21 protein-coding genes and 2 pseudogenes are annotated in these 17949 nt (G+C 73.6%); 8 read left to right on the top strand and 15 right to left on the bottom strand.

Annotated elements, in window-relative coordinates:
- Positions 1–12: 12 nt before the first annotated feature.
- Positions 13–981 carry an aldo/keto reductase gene (locus AB0947_RS05080; protein WP_366748864.1) on the bottom strand — a complete coding sequence of 323 codons (969 nt, stop codon included), beginning with the start codon at positions 979–981 and terminating at the stop codon, positions 13–15.
- A 139-nt stretch (positions 982–1120) separates the two neighbouring features.
- On the opposite strand from AB0947_RS05080, the pseudogene AB0947_RS05085 reads away from it, so the two are divergent.
- Positions 1121–1969 (top strand): annotated as a pseudogene (locus AB0947_RS05085) (endo alpha-1,4 polygalactosaminidase); the annotation flags it as partial.
- A gap of 80 nt (positions 1970–2049) precedes the next feature.
- Here the strand turns inward: AB0947_RS05085 and AB0947_RS05090 are convergent.
- The 3 genes from AB0947_RS05090 to AB0947_RS05100 all read right to left on the bottom strand — a co-directional run bounded on the left by AB0947_RS05090 (position 2050) and on the right by AB0947_RS05100 (position 4150).
- Positions 2050–2250, bottom strand: a complete 201-nt coding sequence (locus AB0947_RS05090) for a ferredoxin (protein WP_366748865.1) — start codon at positions 2248–2250, stop codon at positions 2050–2052.
- 12 nt (positions 2251–2262) lie between these two features.
- A complete protein-coding gene (locus tag AB0947_RS05095; protein WP_366748866.1) occupies positions 2263–3492 on the bottom strand; it encodes a cytochrome P450 in 1230 nt (409 codons plus the stop codon).
- Between the two features lie 199 nt (positions 3493–3691).
- Entirely contained in the window at positions 3692–4150 is a 459-nt protein-coding gene (locus tag AB0947_RS05100; protein WP_366748867.1) for a nuclear transport factor 2 family protein, read from the bottom strand.
- 229 nt (positions 4151–4379) lie between these two features.
- Between AB0947_RS05100 and AB0947_RS05105 the strand changes: the two genes are divergently transcribed.
- Positions 4380–4829, top strand: coding sequence for a nitroreductase family deazaflavin-dependent oxidoreductase (locus tag AB0947_RS05105; protein WP_366748868.1), 450 nt, complete (start codon positions 4380–4382; stop codon positions 4827–4829).
- A 79-nt stretch (positions 4830–4908) separates the two neighbouring features.
- Here the strand turns inward: AB0947_RS05105 and AB0947_RS05110 are convergent, their stop codons facing one another.
- A complete protein-coding gene (locus AB0947_RS05110) occupies positions 4909–5835 on the bottom strand; it encodes a cation diffusion facilitator family transporter (protein WP_366749176.1) in 927 nt (308 codons plus the stop codon).
- Positions 5836–6446: 611 nt separating this feature from the next.
- On the opposite strand from AB0947_RS05110, the gene AB0947_RS05115 reads away from it, so the two are divergent.
- Together AB0947_RS05115 and AB0947_RS05120 are read left to right on the top strand one after the other, a co-directional pair.
- Positions 6447–7463, top strand: a complete 1017-nt coding sequence (locus tag AB0947_RS05115) for a glutathione S-transferase C-terminal domain-containing protein (protein ID WP_366748869.1) — start codon at positions 6447–6449, stop codon at positions 7461–7463.
- 28 nt (positions 7464–7491) lie between these two features.
- Complete coding sequence (locus AB0947_RS05120; protein ID WP_366748870.1) at positions 7492–7794, top strand: DUF4235 domain-containing protein; 303 nt, start codon at positions 7492–7494, stop codon at positions 7792–7794.
- 103 nt (positions 7795–7897) lie between these two features.
- Here the strand turns inward: AB0947_RS05120 and AB0947_RS05125 are convergent, their stop codons facing one another.
- The 4 genes from AB0947_RS05125 to AB0947_RS05140 all read right to left on the bottom strand — a co-directional run bounded on the left by AB0947_RS05125 (position 7898) and on the right by AB0947_RS05140 (position 10806).
- Positions 7898–8290 (bottom strand): VOC family protein, encoded by a 393-nt coding sequence (locus AB0947_RS05125; protein WP_366748871.1) that lies wholly within the window; start codon positions 8288–8290, stop codon positions 7898–7900.
- A 52-nt stretch (positions 8291–8342) separates the two neighbouring features.
- On the bottom strand, positions 8343–8807 hold the full coding sequence (locus tag AB0947_RS05130) for a pyridoxamine 5'-phosphate oxidase family protein (RefSeq protein WP_366748872.1): 465 nt from the start codon (positions 8805–8807) through the stop codon (positions 8343–8345).
- A 127-nt stretch (positions 8808–8934) separates the two neighbouring features.
- Positions 8935–9789, bottom strand: a complete 855-nt coding sequence (locus AB0947_RS05135; RefSeq protein WP_366748873.1) for a hypothetical protein — start codon at positions 9787–9789, stop codon at positions 8935–8937.
- Positions 9790–9849: 60 nt separating this feature from the next.
- Positions 9850–10806, bottom strand: coding sequence for a helix-turn-helix domain-containing protein (locus AB0947_RS05140; protein WP_366748874.1), 957 nt, complete (start codon positions 10804–10806; stop codon positions 9850–9852).
- Between the two features lie 71 nt (positions 10807–10877).
- Here AB0947_RS05140 and AB0947_RS05145 point away from each other — a divergent pair, with 71 nt between their 5' ends.
- The 3 genes from AB0947_RS05145 (at position 10878) to AB0947_RS05155 (ending at position 13175) form a co-directional block, all read left to right on the top strand.
- Positions 10878–11828, top strand: coding sequence for an NADP-dependent oxidoreductase (locus tag AB0947_RS05145; RefSeq protein WP_366748875.1), 951 nt, complete (start codon positions 10878–10880; stop codon positions 11826–11828).
- Between the two features lie 128 nt (positions 11829–11956).
- Positions 11957–12337: an anti-sigma factor antagonist gene (locus AB0947_RS05150; protein WP_366748876.1), complete on the top strand. Its 381-nt coding sequence runs from the start codon at positions 11957–11959 to the stop codon at positions 12335–12337.
- Between the two features lie 187 nt (positions 12338–12524).
- Positions 12525–13175 carry a DUF4230 domain-containing protein gene (locus AB0947_RS05155; protein WP_366748877.1) on the top strand — a complete coding sequence of 217 codons (651 nt, stop codon included), beginning with the start codon at positions 12525–12527 and terminating at the stop codon, positions 13173–13175.
- On the opposite strand, the pseudogene AB0947_RS05160 reads toward AB0947_RS05155, so the two are convergent.
- The 6 genes and pseudogenes from AB0947_RS05160 to AB0947_RS05185 all read right to left on the bottom strand — a co-directional run bounded on the left by AB0947_RS05160 (position 13176) and on the right by AB0947_RS05185 (position 17019).
- A pseudogene (locus AB0947_RS05160) lies at positions 13176–14944 on the bottom strand (complex I subunit 5 family protein).
- A complete protein-coding gene (locus AB0947_RS05165) occupies positions 14944–15291 on the bottom strand; it encodes a sodium:proton antiporter (protein WP_366748878.1) in 348 nt (115 codons plus the stop codon). The pseudogene AB0947_RS05160 and the gene AB0947_RS05165 overlap by 1 nt, the downstream one beginning before the upstream one ends.
- A complete protein-coding gene (locus AB0947_RS05170) occupies positions 15291–16037 on the bottom strand; it encodes an MnhB domain-containing protein (protein WP_366748879.1) in 747 nt (248 codons plus the stop codon). The genes AB0947_RS05165 and AB0947_RS05170 overlap by 1 nt, the downstream gene beginning before the upstream one ends.
- Positions 16034–16294, bottom strand: coding sequence for a hydrogenase subunit MbhD domain-containing protein (locus AB0947_RS05175; protein ID WP_366748880.1), 261 nt, complete (start codon positions 16292–16294; stop codon positions 16034–16036). The genes AB0947_RS05170 and AB0947_RS05175 overlap by 4 nt, the downstream gene beginning before the upstream one ends.
- 81 nt (positions 16295–16375) lie before the next feature.
- Positions 16376–16828, bottom strand: a complete 453-nt coding sequence (locus AB0947_RS05180) for a monovalent cation/H+ antiporter complex subunit F (protein ID WP_366748881.1) — start codon at positions 16826–16828, stop codon at positions 16376–16378.
- Positions 16825–17019 carry a hypothetical protein gene (locus AB0947_RS05185; protein ID WP_366748882.1) on the bottom strand — a complete coding sequence of 65 codons (195 nt, stop codon included), beginning with the start codon at positions 17017–17019 and terminating at the stop codon, positions 16825–16827. Before AB0947_RS05185 ends, AB0947_RS05180 begins: the two co-directional genes overlap by 4 nt.
- Positions 17020–17250: 231 nt before the next feature.
- On the opposite strand from AB0947_RS05185, the gene AB0947_RS05190 reads away from it, so the two are divergent.
- Positions 17251–17919 carry a VanZ family protein gene (locus AB0947_RS05190; RefSeq protein ID WP_366748883.1) on the top strand — a complete coding sequence of 223 codons (669 nt, stop codon included), beginning with the start codon at positions 17251–17253 and terminating at the stop codon, positions 17917–17919.
- The last annotated feature ends 30 nt before the right edge of the window (positions 17920–17949 follow it).

Below are 17949 nucleotides of genomic sequence, written 5' to 3' on the forward strand. Positions count from 1 at the left end.
CGCACCGACCCGTCAGTGGCCGCTGATCTCGTGCGGCGTGTACGGCCGCTCCAGTTCCTCGATCTCCTTCTCGCTGAGCTTCAGTTCGACGGCGGCCACCGCGTCCTCGATGTGGTGCGGCTTGGCGGCGCCGACGATCGGTGCCGCCACGGTGTCCTGGTGCAGCAGCCAGGCGAGGGCCACCTGGGCGCGCGGTACACCCCGTTCGCCGGCGATCCGGGTGACGGCCTCGACGATCGCGCGGTCGCTCTCCAGATAGAGCCGGCTGCCGAAGTCGTCGTGCTCGCTGCGCTCGGTCACCGCGCCCCAGTCACGGGTGAGCCGGCCACGGGCTAGCGGGCTCCACGGCAGCACGCCGACGCCCTGGTCGGCGCAGAGGGGCAACATCTCCCGCTCCTCCTCGCGGTAGAGCAGGTTGTAGTGGTTCTGCATGGACACGAACTTGGTCCAGCCGTGCCGCTCGGCGGTGTACTGCGCCTTGGAGAACTCCCACGCGTACATCGAACTCGCGCCGATGTAGCGGACCTTGCCCGCCTTCACCAGGTCGTGCAGCGCCTCCATCGTCTCCTCGATGGGGGTCGCGTGGTCGTAGCGGTGGATCTGGTACAGGTCGACGTAGTCGGTGCCGAGGCGGCGCAGGCTGTGGTCGATCTCGCTCATGATGGCCTTGCGGGACAGGCCGGCCCCGTTGGGACCCGGCCGCATCCGGCCGTGCACCTTGGTGGCGAGCACGATCTCGTCGCGGTGGGCGAAGTCCCGCAGCGCCTTGCCGACGATCTCCTCGCTGGTGCCGTCGGAGTAGACGTTCGCGGTGTCGAAGAAGGTGACGCCCGCCTCCAGCGCCTGCCGGATCAGCGGGCGGGACGCCTCCTCGTCCAGGGTCCACTCGTGCGTGCCGCGGTCCGGCACTCCGTAGGTCATGCAGCCCAGACAGATCCGCGAGACGTCCAGGCCGGTGGAACCGAGCTTCACGTACTGCATCGTTGCTGCTCCTGCCTTCGGGACGATGGTCACGGCCGAGCCTACGGCCTGCGGCCGGGGCCGACTTGACGTCCGGAGCGTACGGGCGATGTGATCCTTTCACGTCCGCGCCGCCCGGCGCGGGCAGGACGGAGCGGACGTGCCCCTGACACGTGTTCACGGCGCGACGGGTGCGCGCACGGCCCTGGGCGCCCTGGCGGCGGCCCTGGTCGTCGCGGTGACGGCGCTGTCCGGGTGCGCCTCCGGCGAGCAGCGGGAGGGGGACGGGGCGCCCCGCACCACGCTGCGGCTGCCCCCGCGGCACGCCGGGTTCGACTACCAGATCGGCGGTGCCTATCCCCCGCCCGCGGGCGTGCGGATCGTCAGCCGCGACCGGTCGGACTCCCCCGCGCGGGGCCTGTACAACATCTGCTACGTCAACGCCTTCCAGGCCCAGCCCGCCGAGCGCTCCTCCTGGCCGGCCGGCCTGCTGCTGCGCGACGCGCGGGGCCGGGCCGTCGTCGACGAGGACTGGAACGAGCCGCTGCTCGACATCGGCACCCCAGCCAAGCGGGAGCGGGTCGCACGGCGGGTGAACGACTGGATCGACGCCTGCGCGGACAAGGGCTTCGACGCCGTCGAGCCCGACAACTACGACAGCTACACCCGCTCCCACGGACTGCTCACCGCGTCCGACGCGACGGCCTTCATGCGCCTGCTGTCCCGGCACGCGCACACCCGGCGGCTGGCCGTCGGGCAGAAGAACACCGCGGAGCTGGCCGGCCGGCGCGCGCGGGCCGGTCTGGACTTCGCGGTGACGGAGGAGTGCGGGCAGTACGACGAGTGCGAGGTGTACGCGAAGGCGTTCGACGACCGGGTGGTGGACATCGAGTACACCGACGCCGGGCTGCGCGCGGCCCGCGCCCGCTGGGGCAAGCGGCTGAGCATCGTCCGCCGGGACCGGGACGTGTCCACGCCGGGCAGCGCGGGGTACGTCCGCGAGGTGCGCTGGCACGGCGGTCGCCGCGGCGGTGGCCGTCCGGCGGTACGGCGGCCCGTCGGTCCGGGCGCCGTACCGCCGAGCGGTCGTCAGCCGGTGTTGTCCTGGACGGTGATCGCGCTGACCGGGCAGGCGCGGGCCGCCGCCCGGACCATGGGGTCGCCCCCGCCGTCCTCGTGTCCGGGCACGAGTGTGCTGTAGCCGTCGTCGTCCTGGGTGAAGACGCCCGGCGCGGCCAGCGCGCACTGCCCGGCGCCGATACAGACGTCCTTGTCGATGTCGATGTGCATGAGCAGAGCCTCTTACCAGGTCACGGGGAGTTCCAGCATTCCTTGGATCGTGTCGCCGGGTTTGAAGGGAATCTCCTCGGCCGGCGCGGCCAGCCGCAGCTCCGGCAGCCGGGTGAACAGGCTGCCGAGGGCGATCTCCAGTTCCGCGCGGGCCAGGTTCTGGCCCAGGCACTGGTGGATGCCGAAACCGAAGGCGACGTGGTGGCGGTCGGAACGGTGGAAGTCCAGGGCGTCGGGGTCGTCGTACACGGACGTGTCGCGGTTGATCACGGACGTCCCGAAGAGCACGCCGTCACCGGCCCGGATCGTGGTGCCGTCGATCTCGATGTCCTCCAGCGCCACCCGCTGGAGCCCCTCCGCGATGGACAGCATCCGCATCAGCTCCTCCACGACGGCGGGCAGCAGCGCCGGGTCGGCGCGCAGCTCGGCCAGCCGGCCGGGGTGCCGGAGCAGGGTGTAGGTGCCGAGGGAGATCATGTTGGCGGTGGTCTCGTGGCCGGCGACCAGCAGGATCATGGCCAGCGACAGGACGTCGGCGCGGTCCAGCTCCCCCGTGCGCAGCCGGTCGTGGACCAGCTCGTCGAGGATGCCGTCACCGGGCTCGGCCTCTCCCGCCTTGGCGTCGATCAGTCCGCCGAGGTAGTCCTCCAGCCGGTTGCGGGCCTCAACCGTGTCGGCGGCGGTCGGACCGCGCAGCAGCCGGCGGGACTGCTCCTCGAAGAACTCGTGGTCGGCGTACGGCACGCCGAGCAGGCCGCAGATCACCATCGACGGCACGGGCAGCGCGAAGGCGGAGACCAGCTCGGCGGGCGGCCCCTGGGCGACCATCGCGTCCAGCAGTTCGTCCACGATCCGCTGGATCCAGGGGCGCAGCGCCGCCGCGCGTTTGACGGTGAACGACGGGATCAGCATCCGCCGCTGCCGGTGGTGCTCGGGGTCGTCCACCCCGAGCAGGGCCACCCTGCGGTCGCGGCCGGCCTCGAAGCGGGGCGTGGGCATGGGGAAGCCCGGGCGGCGGCGCTCGGTGGACAGGCGGGGGTCGGCGAGCAGGGCGCGGGCGGTGGAGTAGCCGGTGACCAGCCAGACCTCGCGGCCGTCGTAGAGGGTGACGCGGGACAGGGGGCGCCCGTCGCGCAGCGAGCCGTAGCCGGTGGGCGGATGGTAGGGGCAGGTGCGGTCCTGGGGGAAGGCGACGGGGGCGGGCGGGGCAGCCGGGCCGGTGGTGTCCGTCAGTTCCGTCATGGAAAGACCTCGCAGACGAAGAGGTGCGTCGTGCCGATCTTCATTAGATGCCCCAGGCACCTATGGGTCGACGCCAAGTTCGGCCACATGGGTGACCTTCGTCATCTGGCCGAAGTACCCGGGGTCCGACCGGCGGAAACCGGCCACGGCCGCGCGCACGCACGGGTGCCGCGGCCGGTGTCCGCCTCGTCGCGCCTGGTCACGGCACCCGGACGGCGCGGTCCGCGGGGGCGAAGGCACGGGCGACGGCGAGGCTGTCCTCGTACACGTGGTGCCGTACGACCAGGCCCTCGCGGACGGTGAGGTGCAGGGCGAACCGGGCGACGTAGGCGCGTCCCGTCGGGGCGGCGGTCTGGCGGATGACGCCGAGCACGACCGCGTCCTCGCCGTCGGCCAGGACGCGCTCGACCGTGGTGCCGGCCTCCTCGGGCACGTGGTGGGCGGCCAGCTCACGGTAGTGGGCGGCGGCGTCGGCGCGGGTGGAGCGGTGCCGGATCCACGGGGTGTCGGCGCGGCCGTGCTCCTCCTCGGGCCAGTCCAGCCGCCAGTCGCAGCCCTCCGCGTACAGCTCGGCGATCCGCTCGGGATCGCCCTGGCCGATCCTGTCGAGCAGTTCCAGGACGACGGCGCGGGTCGCGGCGGTGCGGTCTGCGGACATGGGTGGTTCCCTCCCGGGGTGGGCAGTGATCGGGACGCGGACCACTGTGCCGTGCGCGGCGGCGCTGCGCGATGACCTCGGAGGTCATCACCGCGGCCGCAGAGGTGATCAGCGAGGGACGGCGGTCACCCCGTCGGCGCAGTCGGAGCGCGGTACGGATGATTCGCGGCGTCACCGGCGTTGTCACGGTGGCAGGCACTGTTTGGACCGACGAAGGGAACGGAATCCCATGCCTCTTGAGGGCGAGTACGAGCCCAGCCCGACGCAGTGGGTGCGCGAGCAGGTCGAGTTGTACGAGAGCTCGGGCGGGACGAAGGGGACGACGCTGCTCGACACCGGGCTGCCGGTGATCGTGCTGACCACGCGGGGCGCGAAGAGCGGGAAGATCCGCAAGACGCCGCTGATGCGGGTGGAGCACGAGGGCAGGTACGCGGCGGTCGCTTCCCTCGGCGGCGCGCCCAAGCATCCGGTCTGGTACTTCAACGTGAAGTCCGACCCGCACGTCGAGTTGCAGGACGGCCCGGTCAAGCGGGACATGCGGGCCCGGGAGGTCACCGGGGCCGAGAAGGATCAGTGGTGGGAGCGCGCGGTGGCCGCGTACCCGGCGTACGCGGAGTACCAGACGAAGACGTCCCGGGAGATCCCGCTCTTCGTGCTGGAGCCGCTCGACGAGAGCTGATTCAGGCCGGGAACCCCCCGGATTCAGAAAAATCTGTTCCGGGGAGGTGTGAACCGGCCTCCGGACGGGCACTCGTGCGTCAGGCCCCGCCGCGTTCCCCCGTCGCGGCGGGGCTCTCCGCTGCCTCGCCCGCCGGCCGGTCGGTCACGTCGAAGAAGATCTGGTCGGCCTCGGGGAACGTCCGGGCGAGGGACCGCTTGATGCGCACGGCGACCTCCTCGACGCGCTCGCTGTCCATGCCCGGCGCCAGGTCGACGCGGGCGGCGACCAGCGTGGAGTCGAGGCCCATCTTCATCGTGAACAGCGCCTCCACACTGTCGATCTCCGGCTGCGCCCGCAGCAGCGCGCGGATCCTGCCGCTCAGCTCCGGGTCGGCGGCCTCCCCGATCAGCTGGGCGCGGGCGTCGCGGCCGAGCCGGTAGGCGACGTAGACGAGGAGCACGCCGATCGCCAGCGAGGCGGACGCCTCCCACACGACCTGCCCGGTCACCATGTGCAGCGCCATGCCGATCATGGCGAGGGTCACGCCGAGCACCGCCGTGCCGTCCTCGGCGACCACCGTGCGCAGCGCCGGGTCGCGCAGCGCGCCGAGGCCGCCGCCCTGCCGCCGCACCTGGTGCAGGGCCCGCAGCAGTGACAGGCCCTCGGCGAGCAGGGCCACGCCCAGCACGATCAGGCCCGCCACATAGCCGCTGAACTTCTCCTCGGCGCCGTTGCGCAGCGCCTCGACGCCCTGGAAGAAGGAGAAGCAGCCGCCCATGACGAAGATGCCCACGGCGGCCAGCAGCGACCAGAAGAAGCGCTCCTTGCCGTAGCCGAAGGGGTGCCGGGCGTCGGCGGGGCGGCGGCTGCGGCGCAGGGCGGCCAGCAGGAAGACCTCGTTGAGGCTGTCGGCGACCGAGTGCGCGGCCTCCGACAGCAGCGCGGGCGAGCCCGCGAGGACGCCGCCCACCGCCTTGGCGACGGCGATCACCAGATTGGCGGCGAGCGCCACGAGGACGGTGATCTTGGTGTGCCGGTCGCCCTTGGCACCGGCCCGCCCGTCGTGACCGCCACCGTCGTCACCGCGCGCGGCACCGGGTTCGCCGTCCTGGGCGTGTGCCGCCGACGCATCCGCGTGCGACGCGTGGGACGGCGACGCCGTCCGGTCGGTGGCGCGGTTCGTGGGTTCCGTGGCGTTAACCCCCCGCTGCGCGCCCCCTGCGGCCTCTGCCCGCACCCGCACGCCGTCCGGAGCCTCAGCCCGTACTGGCACGCCACCCGGGGCGTGTTCCCGTTGCGGCGCGCCGTCCGGAGCCGGGGCCCGTGCCGGTACGCCGTCCGGGGTCTGCCCCAGCGCTGGCGCGCGATCCGATGTCCGCACCCGCGCCGGGCTGCCGTCCCGAGCCTCAGCCCGTGCCGGTACGCCGCCCGGGGCATGCGCCCGCGCCGGGCTGCCGTCCGGGGTGTCGGACGGGGGTGTTCTGTTGTCCTCGGCCGTTCGTGCGGCCGGCTCGTGTTCCGAGGATGTCCCGCTCATCTCTCGCCGGTTGCCCCCGACCGGGCCGCTCACACCGTGCCGGTCGGCTGAAACGGGGAACGCGGTGGCCAGGACCACCCGTTCGGCGAGGAGGAGACATGAGCGGCGACGGCAACCGTGCCTACGGACACCGGACCTTCAGCCGGTCCAGGAGCCACTTCCAGGACCGGATCACCGCCGACGGCCGGGACGGCTGGCCGGTCGAGGCGGGCCGCTACCGGCTGGTGGTCTCCCGCGCCTGTCCGTGGGCGAGCCGCGCGGTGATCTCGCGCCGGCTGCTGGGTCTGGAGGACGCGCTCTCGATGGCGGTCACCGATCCGGTCCAGGACGACCGCAGCTGGCGGTTCACCCTGGACCCGGACGGCCGGGACCCGGTGCTCGGCATCCGGTTCCTCAGCGAGGCCTACGACAAGCGCGAGACCGGCTACCCCGGCGGGGTGAGCGTGCCCGCGCTCGTGGACGTCCCCAGCGGGCGGCTGGTCACCAACGACTACCAGCGCATCACCCTGGACCTGGCCACCGAGTGGACGGCCCTGCACCGCGCCGGCGCGCCGGACCTGTACCCGGCCGGCCGGCGCGACGAGATCGACGAGGTGATGGCCGAGGTCTACGAGGACGTGAACAACGGGGTGTACCGGGCCGGGTTCGCCACGCACCAGAAGGAGTACGACGAGGCGTGCACGGCGGTGTTCCGGCGGCTGGAACTGCTCGGCGAGCGGCTGTCCGGACAGCGGTATCTGGTCGGTGACACCCTCACGGAAGCGGACATCCGGCTGTTCACCACGCTGGTGCGGTTCGACGCGGTCTACCACGGCCACTTCAAGTGCAACCGCTGGAAGCTTGCGGAGCACCCGGTGCTGTGGGCGTACGCCAGGGACCTGTTCCAGACGCCGGGGTTCGGTGACACCGTGGACTTCGACCACATCAAGCGGCACTACTACCAGGTGCACACCGGTATCAACCCGACCGGCATCGTGCCGCTCGGCCCGGACCTCGGCGGCTGGCTGAGCCCGCACGGCCGCGCCGAGCTGGGCGGCCGGCCGTTCGGTGACGGCACACCGCCGGGTCCGGTGCCCCCGGGCGAACGGGTGGCCCCGCAGGGTCGGCCCGCATGAGGGCCGGATGACGAGGAAGTAGTCACACATGGCCAAGAACAAGAAGAAGAAGCTCCCTCTCGCCTATCAGCCGGTGGGATTCGTACTCAGCTGGGCGGGCGGCGCGCTGGCCGGTATGGCCTTCCGCAAGGCGTGGATGGCGATCCGGCACGAGGAGGACGCCCCCGACGCCCTGGACCAGGACCGCGGCTGGGGCGAGATCCTGCTGGCCGCCGCGGTCCAGGGCGCCATCTTCGCGGTGGTGCGCAGCGCCGTGGACCGCACCGGCGCGAAGGCCATCGCCCGGACCACAGGCGTGTGGCCGGCGACCGACAAGGGCGGCCGGGACTGACCGGCCACCCCCCGCCCCGGCGTCCCGGCCGGCCACGGCCGCGGCGCCGGGGCGCACCCCTGCCCCGGCACCACCGCGGCCGGTCCGCCCTGCTTCGCCTCGGTCAGCCCTGCTTCGGCGCCGTCGGCGGCAGCAGGCGCAGGGTGAAGGAGTGGCCGGCCGGGTCGGCGTAGCCCCGTTCCTCGTACGGGCCCGCCGCGTCCCTCGTCTCGATCGGCCGGCCGCCGAGTCCCACCACGCGTCGCTCGGCCTCGTCCAAGTCCTCGACGAGGAAGTCCAGATGGGCCTGGAGGGAGTTCTCCGGGCGCGGCCAGCTGGGCGGGGTCGCGTTGACGTCGCGCCGGAAGGCCAGCCGCACGCCGTCGGCGCCCCTGATCTCCACGAGGTTGGCGGACGCGCTGACCCGCTCCCCCTCCAGCAACTCACGGTAGAACTCGGCGAGTTTCTCGGGCTCGGCGCAGTCCAGCACGACCACGCCCGTTTTCACCAGTGTCATGGGTCCTCCCGGGATGTGTCCTCTTCCCAGCGGATATCCCCGGCCGCCGGATTCAGTCGGCGGGCAGCCACTGTCCGTCGCGCATCAACTCCCGCCCGTGCAGCTCGTTCTCCTCGCGCCAGGCCTGGATCCGCTCCGGGAAGACCCTGAAGTACAGGTAGCGGGCGGCCAGTCGGCGCGGGTCGAAGCCGGTCTTCCCGGCGAAGACCTCGGCGTCCTCCTCGGGCAGGTCCTCGGGGGTCACCGCGCGGACGCCGCCGTCGACCAGGACGACGTCCCGGGTGGGGCCGATGCCGAGGCGGGCGCGGCCGGTGGCCACGAGGTTGCGGCCGGTGGGGCTGTCCGCCGGGGTGGCGATCAGCAGGCAGCTGCCGTCCCACACGAACGACAGCGGCACGAGGTACGGCGCCGCACCGTCGGGGCCGGCGGTGGCGACCCAGGCGTCCACGTCGTGCTCCAGTCGGTGCAGGGTGTCCTTCTTGCGCTGTCCGGGGGTGCGGGCGGGGGGCGGGGTCATGGCGTACGGCCTCCTCGGCGTGATGGTCCCGATCAGTGTGGCCGTGGGCCCCGGTCCCCGCACGGAGTCGCCCGGGGCGTGTCCGGGCGGGCCGGAGCGGATCGGCGAGTCGGCCGTTCCCGGCCGGTCAGTCGCACCCCACGCCCCGCTTCACCCGCGGCCACGCCTCCACCCCGTGGCCCGTGCGGACGTACGCCGTGTCCTCGTCCGCCGTCAGCCACAGCCGCCGTTCGCGGAAGTGGTACCCGGTGTCCCGGGCATCGGCGGGCATGCGGACCTTCGCGCGGTAGGGCGCCCGGAGCAGTCCGTCCCGGCCCAGCACGCCCTCGGGGTCGCGTGCGTAGGTCCGGCCGTCCAGGGCGAGGAAGTCGGCGGACTGCCAGCCGCAGTGCTCCGGCCCCGGCGAGCCGTGCAGCCGGGACACCGGCACCCTGCGGCCCGCGCGGTCGGTCCAGATCTGCCAGTCCGTGGTGGCGGTGAAGCTCTCGGGGAGTTCGGCCGGGTCGCAGGAGGCGTACGTCTCCGGGCCCCAGCCGGGCCGCCCCTTCTGGTCCCTGGCCACCACGACCGCCACTTTGGTGCGGCCGTCCACGTCGTAGGAGTACAGGACCCGGTCCGTCTCCTCGCGTTCCACGCGGTATCCGTGGTCGGGCACTTCGGGCTGGACCATGCGGAAGTACAGGGCCAGCCCCTCCTGCGGGGTGTCCCCGCCGTCGGACCCGCTCCACCCGTCGGGTCCGGCGCCCTCGAAGATCTGCCCGTCGCACTCCAGTGCCCGGCCGGCCGCCCCGGAGGCCAGGCGCAGTGCCCGGGGTGTGCTCTCGTCGAGTTGCCTGGTGGGGATGGAGAGCGGACCGCTGTAGGGGGTCGCCGGAGGGCTGCCCTGCACCACCAGGCCGGGCCGGGGCCCGTCGTCACACCCCGCCACCGCCCCCACCGTCACGGCCGTCAGTACCGCCGTCGCCACCAGCCCTGCGCGCATTGCCGCCCCTGTTCTCCCGTGCTCTGTGCGGTCCTTCGACGCCGGAGCCGGACGGAACGTTCAGCGGGCCCGCTGGAAGGTCCTGCGGTAGGCCTGCGGGGACACCCCGATCGCCGCGTGCAGGTGCTGGCGCAGCGAGGCGCCGGTGGCGAAGCCCACCTCGGCGGCGATCCGGTCCACCGGCAGGTCGCTGGCCTCCAGCAGGTGCCGGGCGCGGGCCACCCGCTGCTGGATCAGCCAGCGGCCGGGACTGAGGCCGACCTCGTCGCCGAAGCGGCGGGCGAAGGTGCGCAGGCTCATCCGGGCGTGCCCGGCGAGGTCGGCCAGGGTGAGCGGTTGGTCCAGCCGTTCCAGCGCCCAGGCGCGGGTCGCGGCCGTGCCGGCGGCGCCGTTCTCGGGGACCGGCTGCTCGATGTACTGGGCCTGGCCGCCGTCCCGGAACGGGGGCACGACACAGCGGCGGGCGACGGCGTTCGCCAGTTCGCTGCCGTGGTCGGTGCGGACGATGTGCAGGCAGACGTCGACGCCGGAGGCGGCGCCCGCGGAGGTGAGGATGCGGCCGTCGTCGACGAAGAGGACGTCCGGGTCGAGGTCCACCTGGGGGTAGCGGCGGCGGAACAGGCCGGCCACCTGCCAGTGGGTGGTCGCCCGGCGGCCGTCGAGCAGTCCGGCCTCGGCGAGGACGAAGGCGGCCGTGCAGATGGAGACGATGCGGGCGTCCGGGCGGATGAGGCCGAGTGCGGCGGCGACCTCCGCCGGCAGCTCGGTGGGGATGTGGGCGGGCGCCATCGAGGCGACGACCACCGTGCCGGCCGTCCGGAGGATCTCGGGGCCGTGGGCGACACCGATGGTGAAGTCGGCGTTGGTGCGCACCGGGCGGCCGTCGACCGAGCAGGTGAACACCTCGTAGTGGCCGTCGGCGGCACCGAAGATGCGGCTGGGGATGCCCAGCTCGAAGGGGTAGACGCCGTCGAGGGCCAGGACGACCACGCGTTCGGGACTCGGTGTGCCACGCATGGCACGATCCTATCGAAGGTTGGCATTCATGCCATTTCCCGGCCGGGCGGACTTGGGCAGGCTGGGTGACCATGAGCGATGTGAACACGATGCGAGCCATCAGCCAGGACGTCCTCGGCGGTCCCGAGGTCCTGAGGGAAGTGCGGGTCGAGCGGCCGAAGCCGCGTCCGAACGAGGTGCTGGTCCGGGTGCGGGCCGCCGGGGTGAACCCCACCGACTGGAAGCACCGGGCCACCGGCGGGTTCCTGGGCCGGCCCCCGTTCGTCCTCGGCTGGGACGTCTCCGGCGAGGTCGCGGAGACGGGGATCGGCGTGGCCGCGTTCCGGCCCGGCGACGAGGTCTTCGGCATGGTGCCCTACCCCTTCGGCCACGGCTCGCACGCCGAGTACGTCACGGTCCCGGCCCGGGCGCTGGTGCACAAGCCGGCCTCCCTCGACCACGTGCGGGCGGGCGCGCTGCCGCTGGTGTCCCTGACCGCCTGGCAGGCGCTGACCGAGCACGCGGACGTCAGGCCGGGGCAGCGGGTGCTGATCCACGCGGCGGCCGGCGGCGTCGGCCATGTGGCCGTGCAGATCGCCAAGGCGCGCGGGGCCCACGTGATCGGGACGGCGAGCGCGGGCAAGCACGACTTCCTGCGCGAGATCGGTGTGGACGAGCCGGTCGACTACCACACGACGGACGTCACGGAGGCGGTGCGGGACGTCGACGTCGTCCTGGACACCCTCGGCGGCGAGACCTCCGTGCGCTCGCTGCGGGTGCTGCGGCCGGGCGGGGTCGTGGTGTCGATCGTGCCGGTGGGCTCCGCGGAGTTCCACGAAGAGGCCGAGCGGCTCGGGGTGCGGGCGGTGCGGATGCTGGTCGACGCCGACCGGGCCGGGATGCGGGCGGTCGCGGAGCTGGCGGAGTCCGGCCGGCTGAAGGCGACGATCGCCGGGACGTTCCCGCTGGCCGACGCGGCGAAGGCGCACGAGCTGGGCGAGACCGGGCGCACGACGGGGAAGCTGGTGCTGCTGGTGGACTGAGGTGCGGCGCGCCGAGACGCCGCAAACTCGAAGACATATGTCAATCGAACATGCTCAAATTCCTTCCATCGAGGGTAACTTGACGATCGGGAAACGACGTCCGGGCGCGGGTGGGAGGTGGTGGCGAGGTGCGACACGAACCCGTGCCTCTCCCCCGGCAACTGGGCATGTACGCGTACCGCGGGCACACGGTGCTGGAGTTCCGGGGTGAGATCGACATCGTCTCGGCGACGGAGATCGCCCCGTTCGTCGACCGGGCCACCGACCGGCCCGGGGCCCGGGTCGTGATCGACCTGCGGCCCGTGGAGTTCTTCGACTGCTCGGGGCTGCGGCTGCTGTACCGGGCGCGCGCCCGGGTGCTGGAGCGTGGCGGGCGGCTGCACCTCGTGTGCACGCACCCGTTGACGCTGCGCGTGTTCCGGGTCACCGGTCTGACCCGGCTGCTGCCCGCACACCCGAGCCTGGACGCGGCCCTGGCCCGCTCCGGGGCCGCGTCCGGCTCGCTGTGACACCGGTCTGCCGCCGGCCGCCCAGTCCGGCCGGGGCGTCGGGCGGCCGGTCCACCGCCCTCGCCTCTCCGGCGCGGTCGCCCCGGCGCTGACCGCCGCGCCTACGTCATGCGCACGATTCGGCCGACGCGCCGGTCTGCTCCGGCTGTTGGCGGGCATGCGGTCAACAGGAAGGAGGACCGTCGCGATGACGACTTCCGTGAGACGCCTGCCGGGGTGGGCGAAGGCCGTGGCGGCGCTCGTGCTGGTGCTCGCCGTACTGTTCGCCGGCATCCGGCTGGCCGTACTGCCCGGCATCAAGGACCTGTTCGGCACCGAGACCCACGACCGCTCCGGCCCGGCCCTGCTCAAGTCCATCCAGGACATGAGCCGTTACGACGCCGCGTCGGGCAACTTCCAGGTCGTCGTGGACCTGGACAAGGACGCGAAGTTCCTGCCCGACGCGATCCGCGGCACCCGCACCCTGTACGTCGGCGCGGGCACCGTGGACGCCTACGTCGACCTGGGCCGGGTCGGCGAGAAGGACGTGACGGTCAATGACGACCGTACGTCCGCAACCATCCGGCTGCCGCACGCGCGGCTCGGCAAACCGGCCCTCGACCCCGACCACTCCTACGCCGTGTCCAAGCAGCGCGGGCTGCTGGACCGGCTCGGTGACCTGTTCTCCGACAACCCCAACAGCGAGCAGGCCGTGCAGAAACTCGCCGTCCGGCACATCGGGGACGCGGCGCGCACCAGCGGGCTGACCGCGCGGGCCGAGCACAACACCACCGGTATGCTCCAGGGCCTGCTGCGCTCCCTCGGCTTCACGGAGGTGCGCGTCACGTACGGAACCTGATCAGGAACCCAGGATGCCCGGCAGGGCCAGCGCCCCCAGCAGGGTCGCGCCCACCAGCAGCCAGGCCACGTAGTCGCCGACGTGCCCGGACTGCAGGCGCCTGAGGGGTGTGGCCCAGCCGGGCGCGGCCACCCAGCCCGGGCGGGTGACGGCGAGGCCGGCCAGGGCCACGGCCAGCACGGTGGAGGCCACGCCCAGCAGGACGCCGGTCAGGGTCCAGTGCGCCGGGGCGTACGCGCCGCCCGAGCCGGCCTCGTTGACGGAGCGGGCGACCAGGGCCCCGAAGCCGGGGGTCACCCCGAGGCGAGGGCGGCGGCGAGCAGCACGGCGGGCACGGTGGTCATGGTGTCCGGGACGCGGCGCAGCGGGCCGGACGTCTCGGGTTCCTCGCCGGAGCCGCTGGTCTCGAACTCGGCGTCCCGGGGGCGCGGTCCGAGGCCCAGGAAGACGCGGGCGGTGACCCGCAGGACCGCGCCGGCGGTGATCGCGGAAGCGGCCACGTACACCACGGTGAGCGGGCCGCCGACCGCCTCCTCGGTGATCGACTTGCCCAGCGCCGTACCGAACGGCGGCAGGCCGGCCAGGCCGAGGGCGCCGACGGCGAACATCACGCCGGGGGCGCGCAGTTGTCCCCGGGCGCGGCCGTGCAGCGCGTGCTCGTCGACGCTGCCGAACCGGTCCAGCAGGACGCCCGCGCAGGCGAACAGCGCGGCCTTCACGCCGGCGTGGCCGAGGAGGTACAGGGCCGCCCCGTCGTCGCCCCCGGGGGTGAGGACGCCCAGGCCGACGAGGAACAGGCCGGTGTGGGCGACGGTGGAGCAGGCCAGGAGCCGTTTGACGTGCCGCTGGTACCAGCACATGACGGCGCCGGTCACGGCCGTGAGGGTGCCGAGGGCGACCAGGGCGCGGGTCAGGTCGGCGGCGGGGATGCCGCCGGGTCCGGCGAAGACGGTGCCGTACACCCGCCACGCGCCGTAGGCGCCGAGTTCCACCATGACGCCGGACAGGAGCATGCAGACCGGGGTGGGGGCGACGGCGTGCGCGTCCGGGAGCCAGAAGTGGAACGGCACGGCCGCCGCCTTCACCAACAGCCCGGTCAGCACCAGCACGAAGGAGGCGAGGACCAGCGCGTCCGGGCCGCCCTGCCCGGCGGCGGCGTCGAGCCCGCGGCCGATCTTCACCATGGCCAGCTCGCCGGTACGGGCGTACAGCAGGGCGATGCCCGTCAGCATCGCGTACCCGCCGAGGGAGTTGACGATCCCGAAGGCCAGGGCGCCCTGCACCGCCTTGGCCTCGTCGATGCGGTAGCCGGTCAGGGCGTAGGCGACCACGCTCATCAGCTCGAAGAACACGAACGCGTTGAACAGGTCGCCGGCGACGGCGAAGCCGCACATGGCGCCCTGGAAGACCAGCATCAGCGCGGTGAAGGAGCCGGTGCGGTCGCGCGGGGGCTCGTCGAAGTAGCGCCAGGAGTAGGCGAGCGCGGCCAGGGTGAGCAGTGAGGCCAGCGCCGCCATGCCGAGCGCCGGGCCGTCCCCGACCACCAGGATGCCGACGCTCTCGCCGTCGACGGGCAGCCAGCCACCGACCCACTCGGTCATCGGCGGGGACGAGTTCAGCAGCAGCACGAGCGCGAGGGCGGCCGTACCGCCGGAGAAGACGAATCCGGTGATCTCGGCGGCGATCCGGGGCAGGCGGCGGCCCGTGGCCACGAGCAGGGCGGCGCCGAGCAGCGGGACCGCGGCGAGCAGCGGGATCAGGTGGTGCATCAGCCGCGCAGCTCCCGCAGTTCGTCGGGGTCGACCGTGCCGTGCCGTTTGGCGATCTGCAGGACGAGGGCGAGCAGCAGCGCGGTGACGGTGGCGCCGACGACGATGTCGGTGAGGGTGAGCGCCTGCACCACCGGGTCGACCACCGGCCGGGAGCCGGGCTTCAGGTCGGAGAAGACGGGCGCGGTGCCGCCGTCGCGGTAGCCGACCGCCAGCAGCAGGACGTAGGTGGCGCACTGGCAGACCGCGAGGCAGCCGACGGCGTGGATGAGGTTCCGGCTGGTGGCGAGGCCGTAGCAGCCCGTCAGGAAGACGTAGGCGCCGACCAGGTACGGAAGGACGTGCATCACGGGGTTCCCCTCCCGGGCTCTTCCTCGATCTCCACGGCCTGGTCCAGGAAGTGGGCGAGCAGGACGACGACCGCGCTCGCCACCTCCATGCCGATGGCCGCGTTCAGCAGGGGTACCGCGCCGCCGGACGACAGCGTGTTGAACGTGCCGTACGGCAGCAGGGTGTTGGCCAGGAACGCGGTGCCGGCCAGGACTCCGGCGGCGCCGAGCACGAGGTAGGAGGAGACGGCGAGCGCGTCGGTGGTCTCGTAGACGCCGAGCGGGCGGACGCGTTCCAGCGCGTGGTAGTCGGCGCCGAGGTAGAGCAGGTGCAGGGCGGTCGCGGCGACGACCCCGCCCTGGAAGCCGCCGCCGGGACTGAGCTGGCCGTGGGCGATGACGTACAGGCCGGTGACCAGGGCGACGGGCAGCACGAGCAGGGCGTAGCGGCGGACCGGACGGGCCACCTCGGTGGGTTCGGGCCGCGCCCGGTGCTCGTCGCGGGCCTCGCGCAGCAGCACCACGCAGCCGAGGACGGCGGCGAACAGGATGCTCATCTCGCCGAGGGTGTCGTAGGCCCGCTGGTCGAAGTTGACGGAGGCGATGGTGTTGGCGGTGTGCCGGGAGAGGGAGGCGTGGAGGGCGCGGTCGCCGTACGGGTGGCGGGACCCGCCGAAGCCGGGCAGTCCGAGGCAGGCGGCGGTGAGCAGGGCCGCCAGGCCCGTGCCGCCGACGGCCAGCAGCCACAGCCGCAGCCGGTTCACTCGGCGCCCTCCTTCGAGCGGCCCCGGCGTCTGACCTTGCGCACCGACAGCATGATCAGCAGCGGGGTGAGGACGGAGCCGACGGCGAGCTGGGACAGGCCGACGTCCGGGGCCTGGAGCACGGTGAACAGCGCGGCCAGCAGCACGCCGAGGTAGGACAGCACGAGCGCCTGGCGGGCGGGGTCGCGCTGGGCCACGGCCGCGGTGGCGGAACCCGCCACGAGCAGCAGGGCGACGACGATCAGTGCGTCGGACACGCGGCACCCGCCTTCTCCGTACGGGCCGGCGCGCGCCCGTCGCACGGGGCGTACCGGCCACCGGCCGCACCCGGCGTCCCGTCAGCCACCCCGCACCCCCTGGAATCCGCCCGCCAGGGCGCGGGAGGCGATCAGGTTGCCGCTGATCAGCAGGGCGCCGATCACCAGGAGCTTCACCGTCGCCCGGCCCGGCGTGCCGGCCACGCACAGGGCGAGCACGACCGCCGCGCCCAGGCCCGCCGCCGCCCAGGTCAGCGGCCACGCGCTCGGCCGTTGCCCGGCCAGGTCGTCGGCGAGCAGCCGGGCGAAGACGAGGGTGCCGACCGGGCCGAGCAGGGCCAGCAGCAGGGCGAGGTCGAGGTAGGAGGGGCGGCCGTAGCCCTGGGCGAGGAGCAGCAGGGCCGGGCAGACGGCGGAGGTGGTCATGTTCTGGGCGACGACCCGGCGGGCCGGCGGGCCGGTGGTCACGCCCCACAGGGCGGCCGCGCCTCCCCCGCCCAGCTCGACGGTCGCCGCGAGGATCCAGCCGTTCACCACCACGTCACCGCCCGCCGCCCGGCCCGGGCGAGGACCGCGCCCACGACGGCGCAGCTCGCGCCGACGATCCGTTCCAGGGTGTCGACCGTGCTGATCAGCACCAGCCACAGCAGTGCGAGCGCCGCCCACCAGGCGAGGAGTTCACCGGCGGCAAGGAGAATGGCGCGGGCTGCCGTACGACGGGTCATGCGGCACCTCCTCGGTCCGCCCTGCTCGGATGTGCGGCGATGTGTCCGTAATGCCGCTGGGGGCATCCAAGCACCACCGGAGCCGGGCGGGAGCGGCGGCACGCGGTTCCGCGCCCGGAGCGCCCCTCAGGCGTGAACGGAAACCCTGGGAGGGGCCGGGCGGCGGGAATCCCGGGCCGCGACGCGGGTAACCGACGTTCACGACGCGGAAGATGACGAGTGGAGGACCACATGGCCCGTACCGTGCAGCGCCTGCCGGGCATCCTGCGCGCCCCCCGGAAACAGCAGCCGGCCGAGGAGGTCCGCCCCGCCCGGGAGCAGCAGCCGGCCGACGAGGTCCGTCCCCGCTCCGCCCGGAGGTGGTGGCCGGCCGGCAGGCCGCGCCCCGGATTTGCCCCCGACCGGCAGCCGGCCGCGGAGGGCCGCCCCCGGCACGTGTGGCCGCTGCCCGCCCGGCTGCTGGCGATCCTCATCGCCTTCGCGTGCATGGTCGCGTTCGCCGTCGCCCTGGCCCGCATCACGCTCCAGCCGTCGCCCGCGTCGGTGCCGCTGACGCACAGCAACCTGCACCCGGGCCGCTCGCTCAGGGCCTACCTGGAGGATGCGTCGATGCGGGACGCGCTCCGGCAGCTGGGCGGAAACGTGCTGCTCGGCGTGCCGTTCGGGGTGCTGGTGCCGGTCCTCGCGCCGCGTGCCCGGGGCGTGCTCCAGGTGCTCGGGCTGACGGCCCTCGTGATGCTGATGGTGGAGCTGGTCCAGGGGGCGCTGGTCACCGGGCGGGCCTTCGACATCGACGACGTCATCCTCAACACGACCGGGGCGCTGCTGGGCTGGCTGCTGCTGGGGCGGCGGCTGGGCCGGGGCGTGCACCGGCGCGTGCGCGAGCCTTCCGCCGGCTGAGCGTCGGCGGAGGGCAGGTGCCGGGTGGGT

It is taken from the genome of Streptomyces sp. NPDC047841 (assembly GCF_040704085.1).
GTDB lineage: Bacteria > Actinomycetota > Actinomycetes > Streptomycetales > Streptomycetaceae > Streptomyces > Streptomyces argyrophylli.

What these genes read in the sequence shown, in the direction of transcription:
- AB0947_RS05080 (WP_366748864.1), bottom strand. Translation starts at nt 981, where the DNA reads ATGCAGTACGTGAAGCTCGGTTCCACCGGCCTGGACGTCTCGCGGATC.
- AB0947_RS05090 (WP_366748865.1), bottom strand. Translation starts at nt 2,250, where the DNA reads ATGCACATCGACATCGACAAGGACGTCTGTATCGGCGCCGGGCAGTGC.
- AB0947_RS05095 (WP_366748866.1), bottom strand. Translation starts at nt 3,492, where the DNA reads ATGACGGAACTGACGGACACCACCGGCCCGGCTGCCCCGCCCGCCCCC.
- AB0947_RS05100 (WP_366748867.1), bottom strand. Translation starts at nt 4,150, where the DNA reads ATGTCCGCAGACCGCACCGCCGCGACCCGCGCCGTCGTCCTGGAACTG.
- AB0947_RS05105 (WP_366748868.1), top strand. Translation starts at nt 4,380, where the DNA reads ATGCCTCTTGAGGGCGAGTACGAGCCCAGCCCGACGCAGTGGGTGCGC.
- AB0947_RS05115 (WP_366748869.1), top strand. Translation starts at nt 6,447, where the DNA reads ATGAGCGGCGACGGCAACCGTGCCTACGGACACCGGACCTTCAGCCGG.
- AB0947_RS05120 (WP_366748870.1), top strand. Translation starts at nt 7,492, where the DNA reads ATGGCCAAGAACAAGAAGAAGAAGCTCCCTCTCGCCTATCAGCCGGTG.
- AB0947_RS05125 (WP_366748871.1), bottom strand. Translation starts at nt 8,290, where the DNA reads ATGACACTGGTGAAAACGGGCGTGGTCGTGCTGGACTGCGCCGAGCCC.
- AB0947_RS05130 (WP_366748872.1), bottom strand. Translation starts at nt 8,807, where the DNA reads ATGACCCCGCCCCCCGCCCGCACCCCCGGACAGCGCAAGAAGGACACC.
- AB0947_RS05135 (WP_366748873.1), bottom strand. Translation starts at nt 9,789, where the DNA reads ATGCGCGCAGGGCTGGTGGCGACGGCGGTACTGACGGCCGTGACGGTG.
- AB0947_RS05140 (WP_366748874.1), bottom strand. Translation starts at nt 10,806, where the DNA reads ATGCGTGGCACACCGAGTCCCGAACGCGTGGTCGTCCTGGCCCTCGAC.
- AB0947_RS05145 (WP_366748875.1), top strand. Translation starts at nt 10,878, where the DNA reads ATGAGCGATGTGAACACGATGCGAGCCATCAGCCAGGACGTCCTCGGC.
- AB0947_RS05155 (WP_366748877.1), top strand. Translation starts at nt 12,525, where the DNA reads ATGACGACTTCCGTGAGACGCCTGCCGGGGTGGGCGAAGGCCGTGGCG.
- AB0947_RS05165 (WP_366748878.1), bottom strand. Translation starts at nt 15,291, where the DNA reads ATGCACGTCCTTCCGTACCTGGTCGGCGCCTACGTCTTCCTGACGGGC.
- AB0947_RS05185 (WP_366748882.1), bottom strand. Translation starts at nt 17,019, where the DNA reads ATGACCCGTCGTACGGCAGCCCGCGCCATTCTCCTTGCCGCCGGTGAA.
- AB0947_RS05190 (WP_366748883.1), top strand. Translation starts at nt 17,251, where the DNA reads ATGGCCCGTACCGTGCAGCGCCTGCCGGGCATCCTGCGCGCCCCCCGG.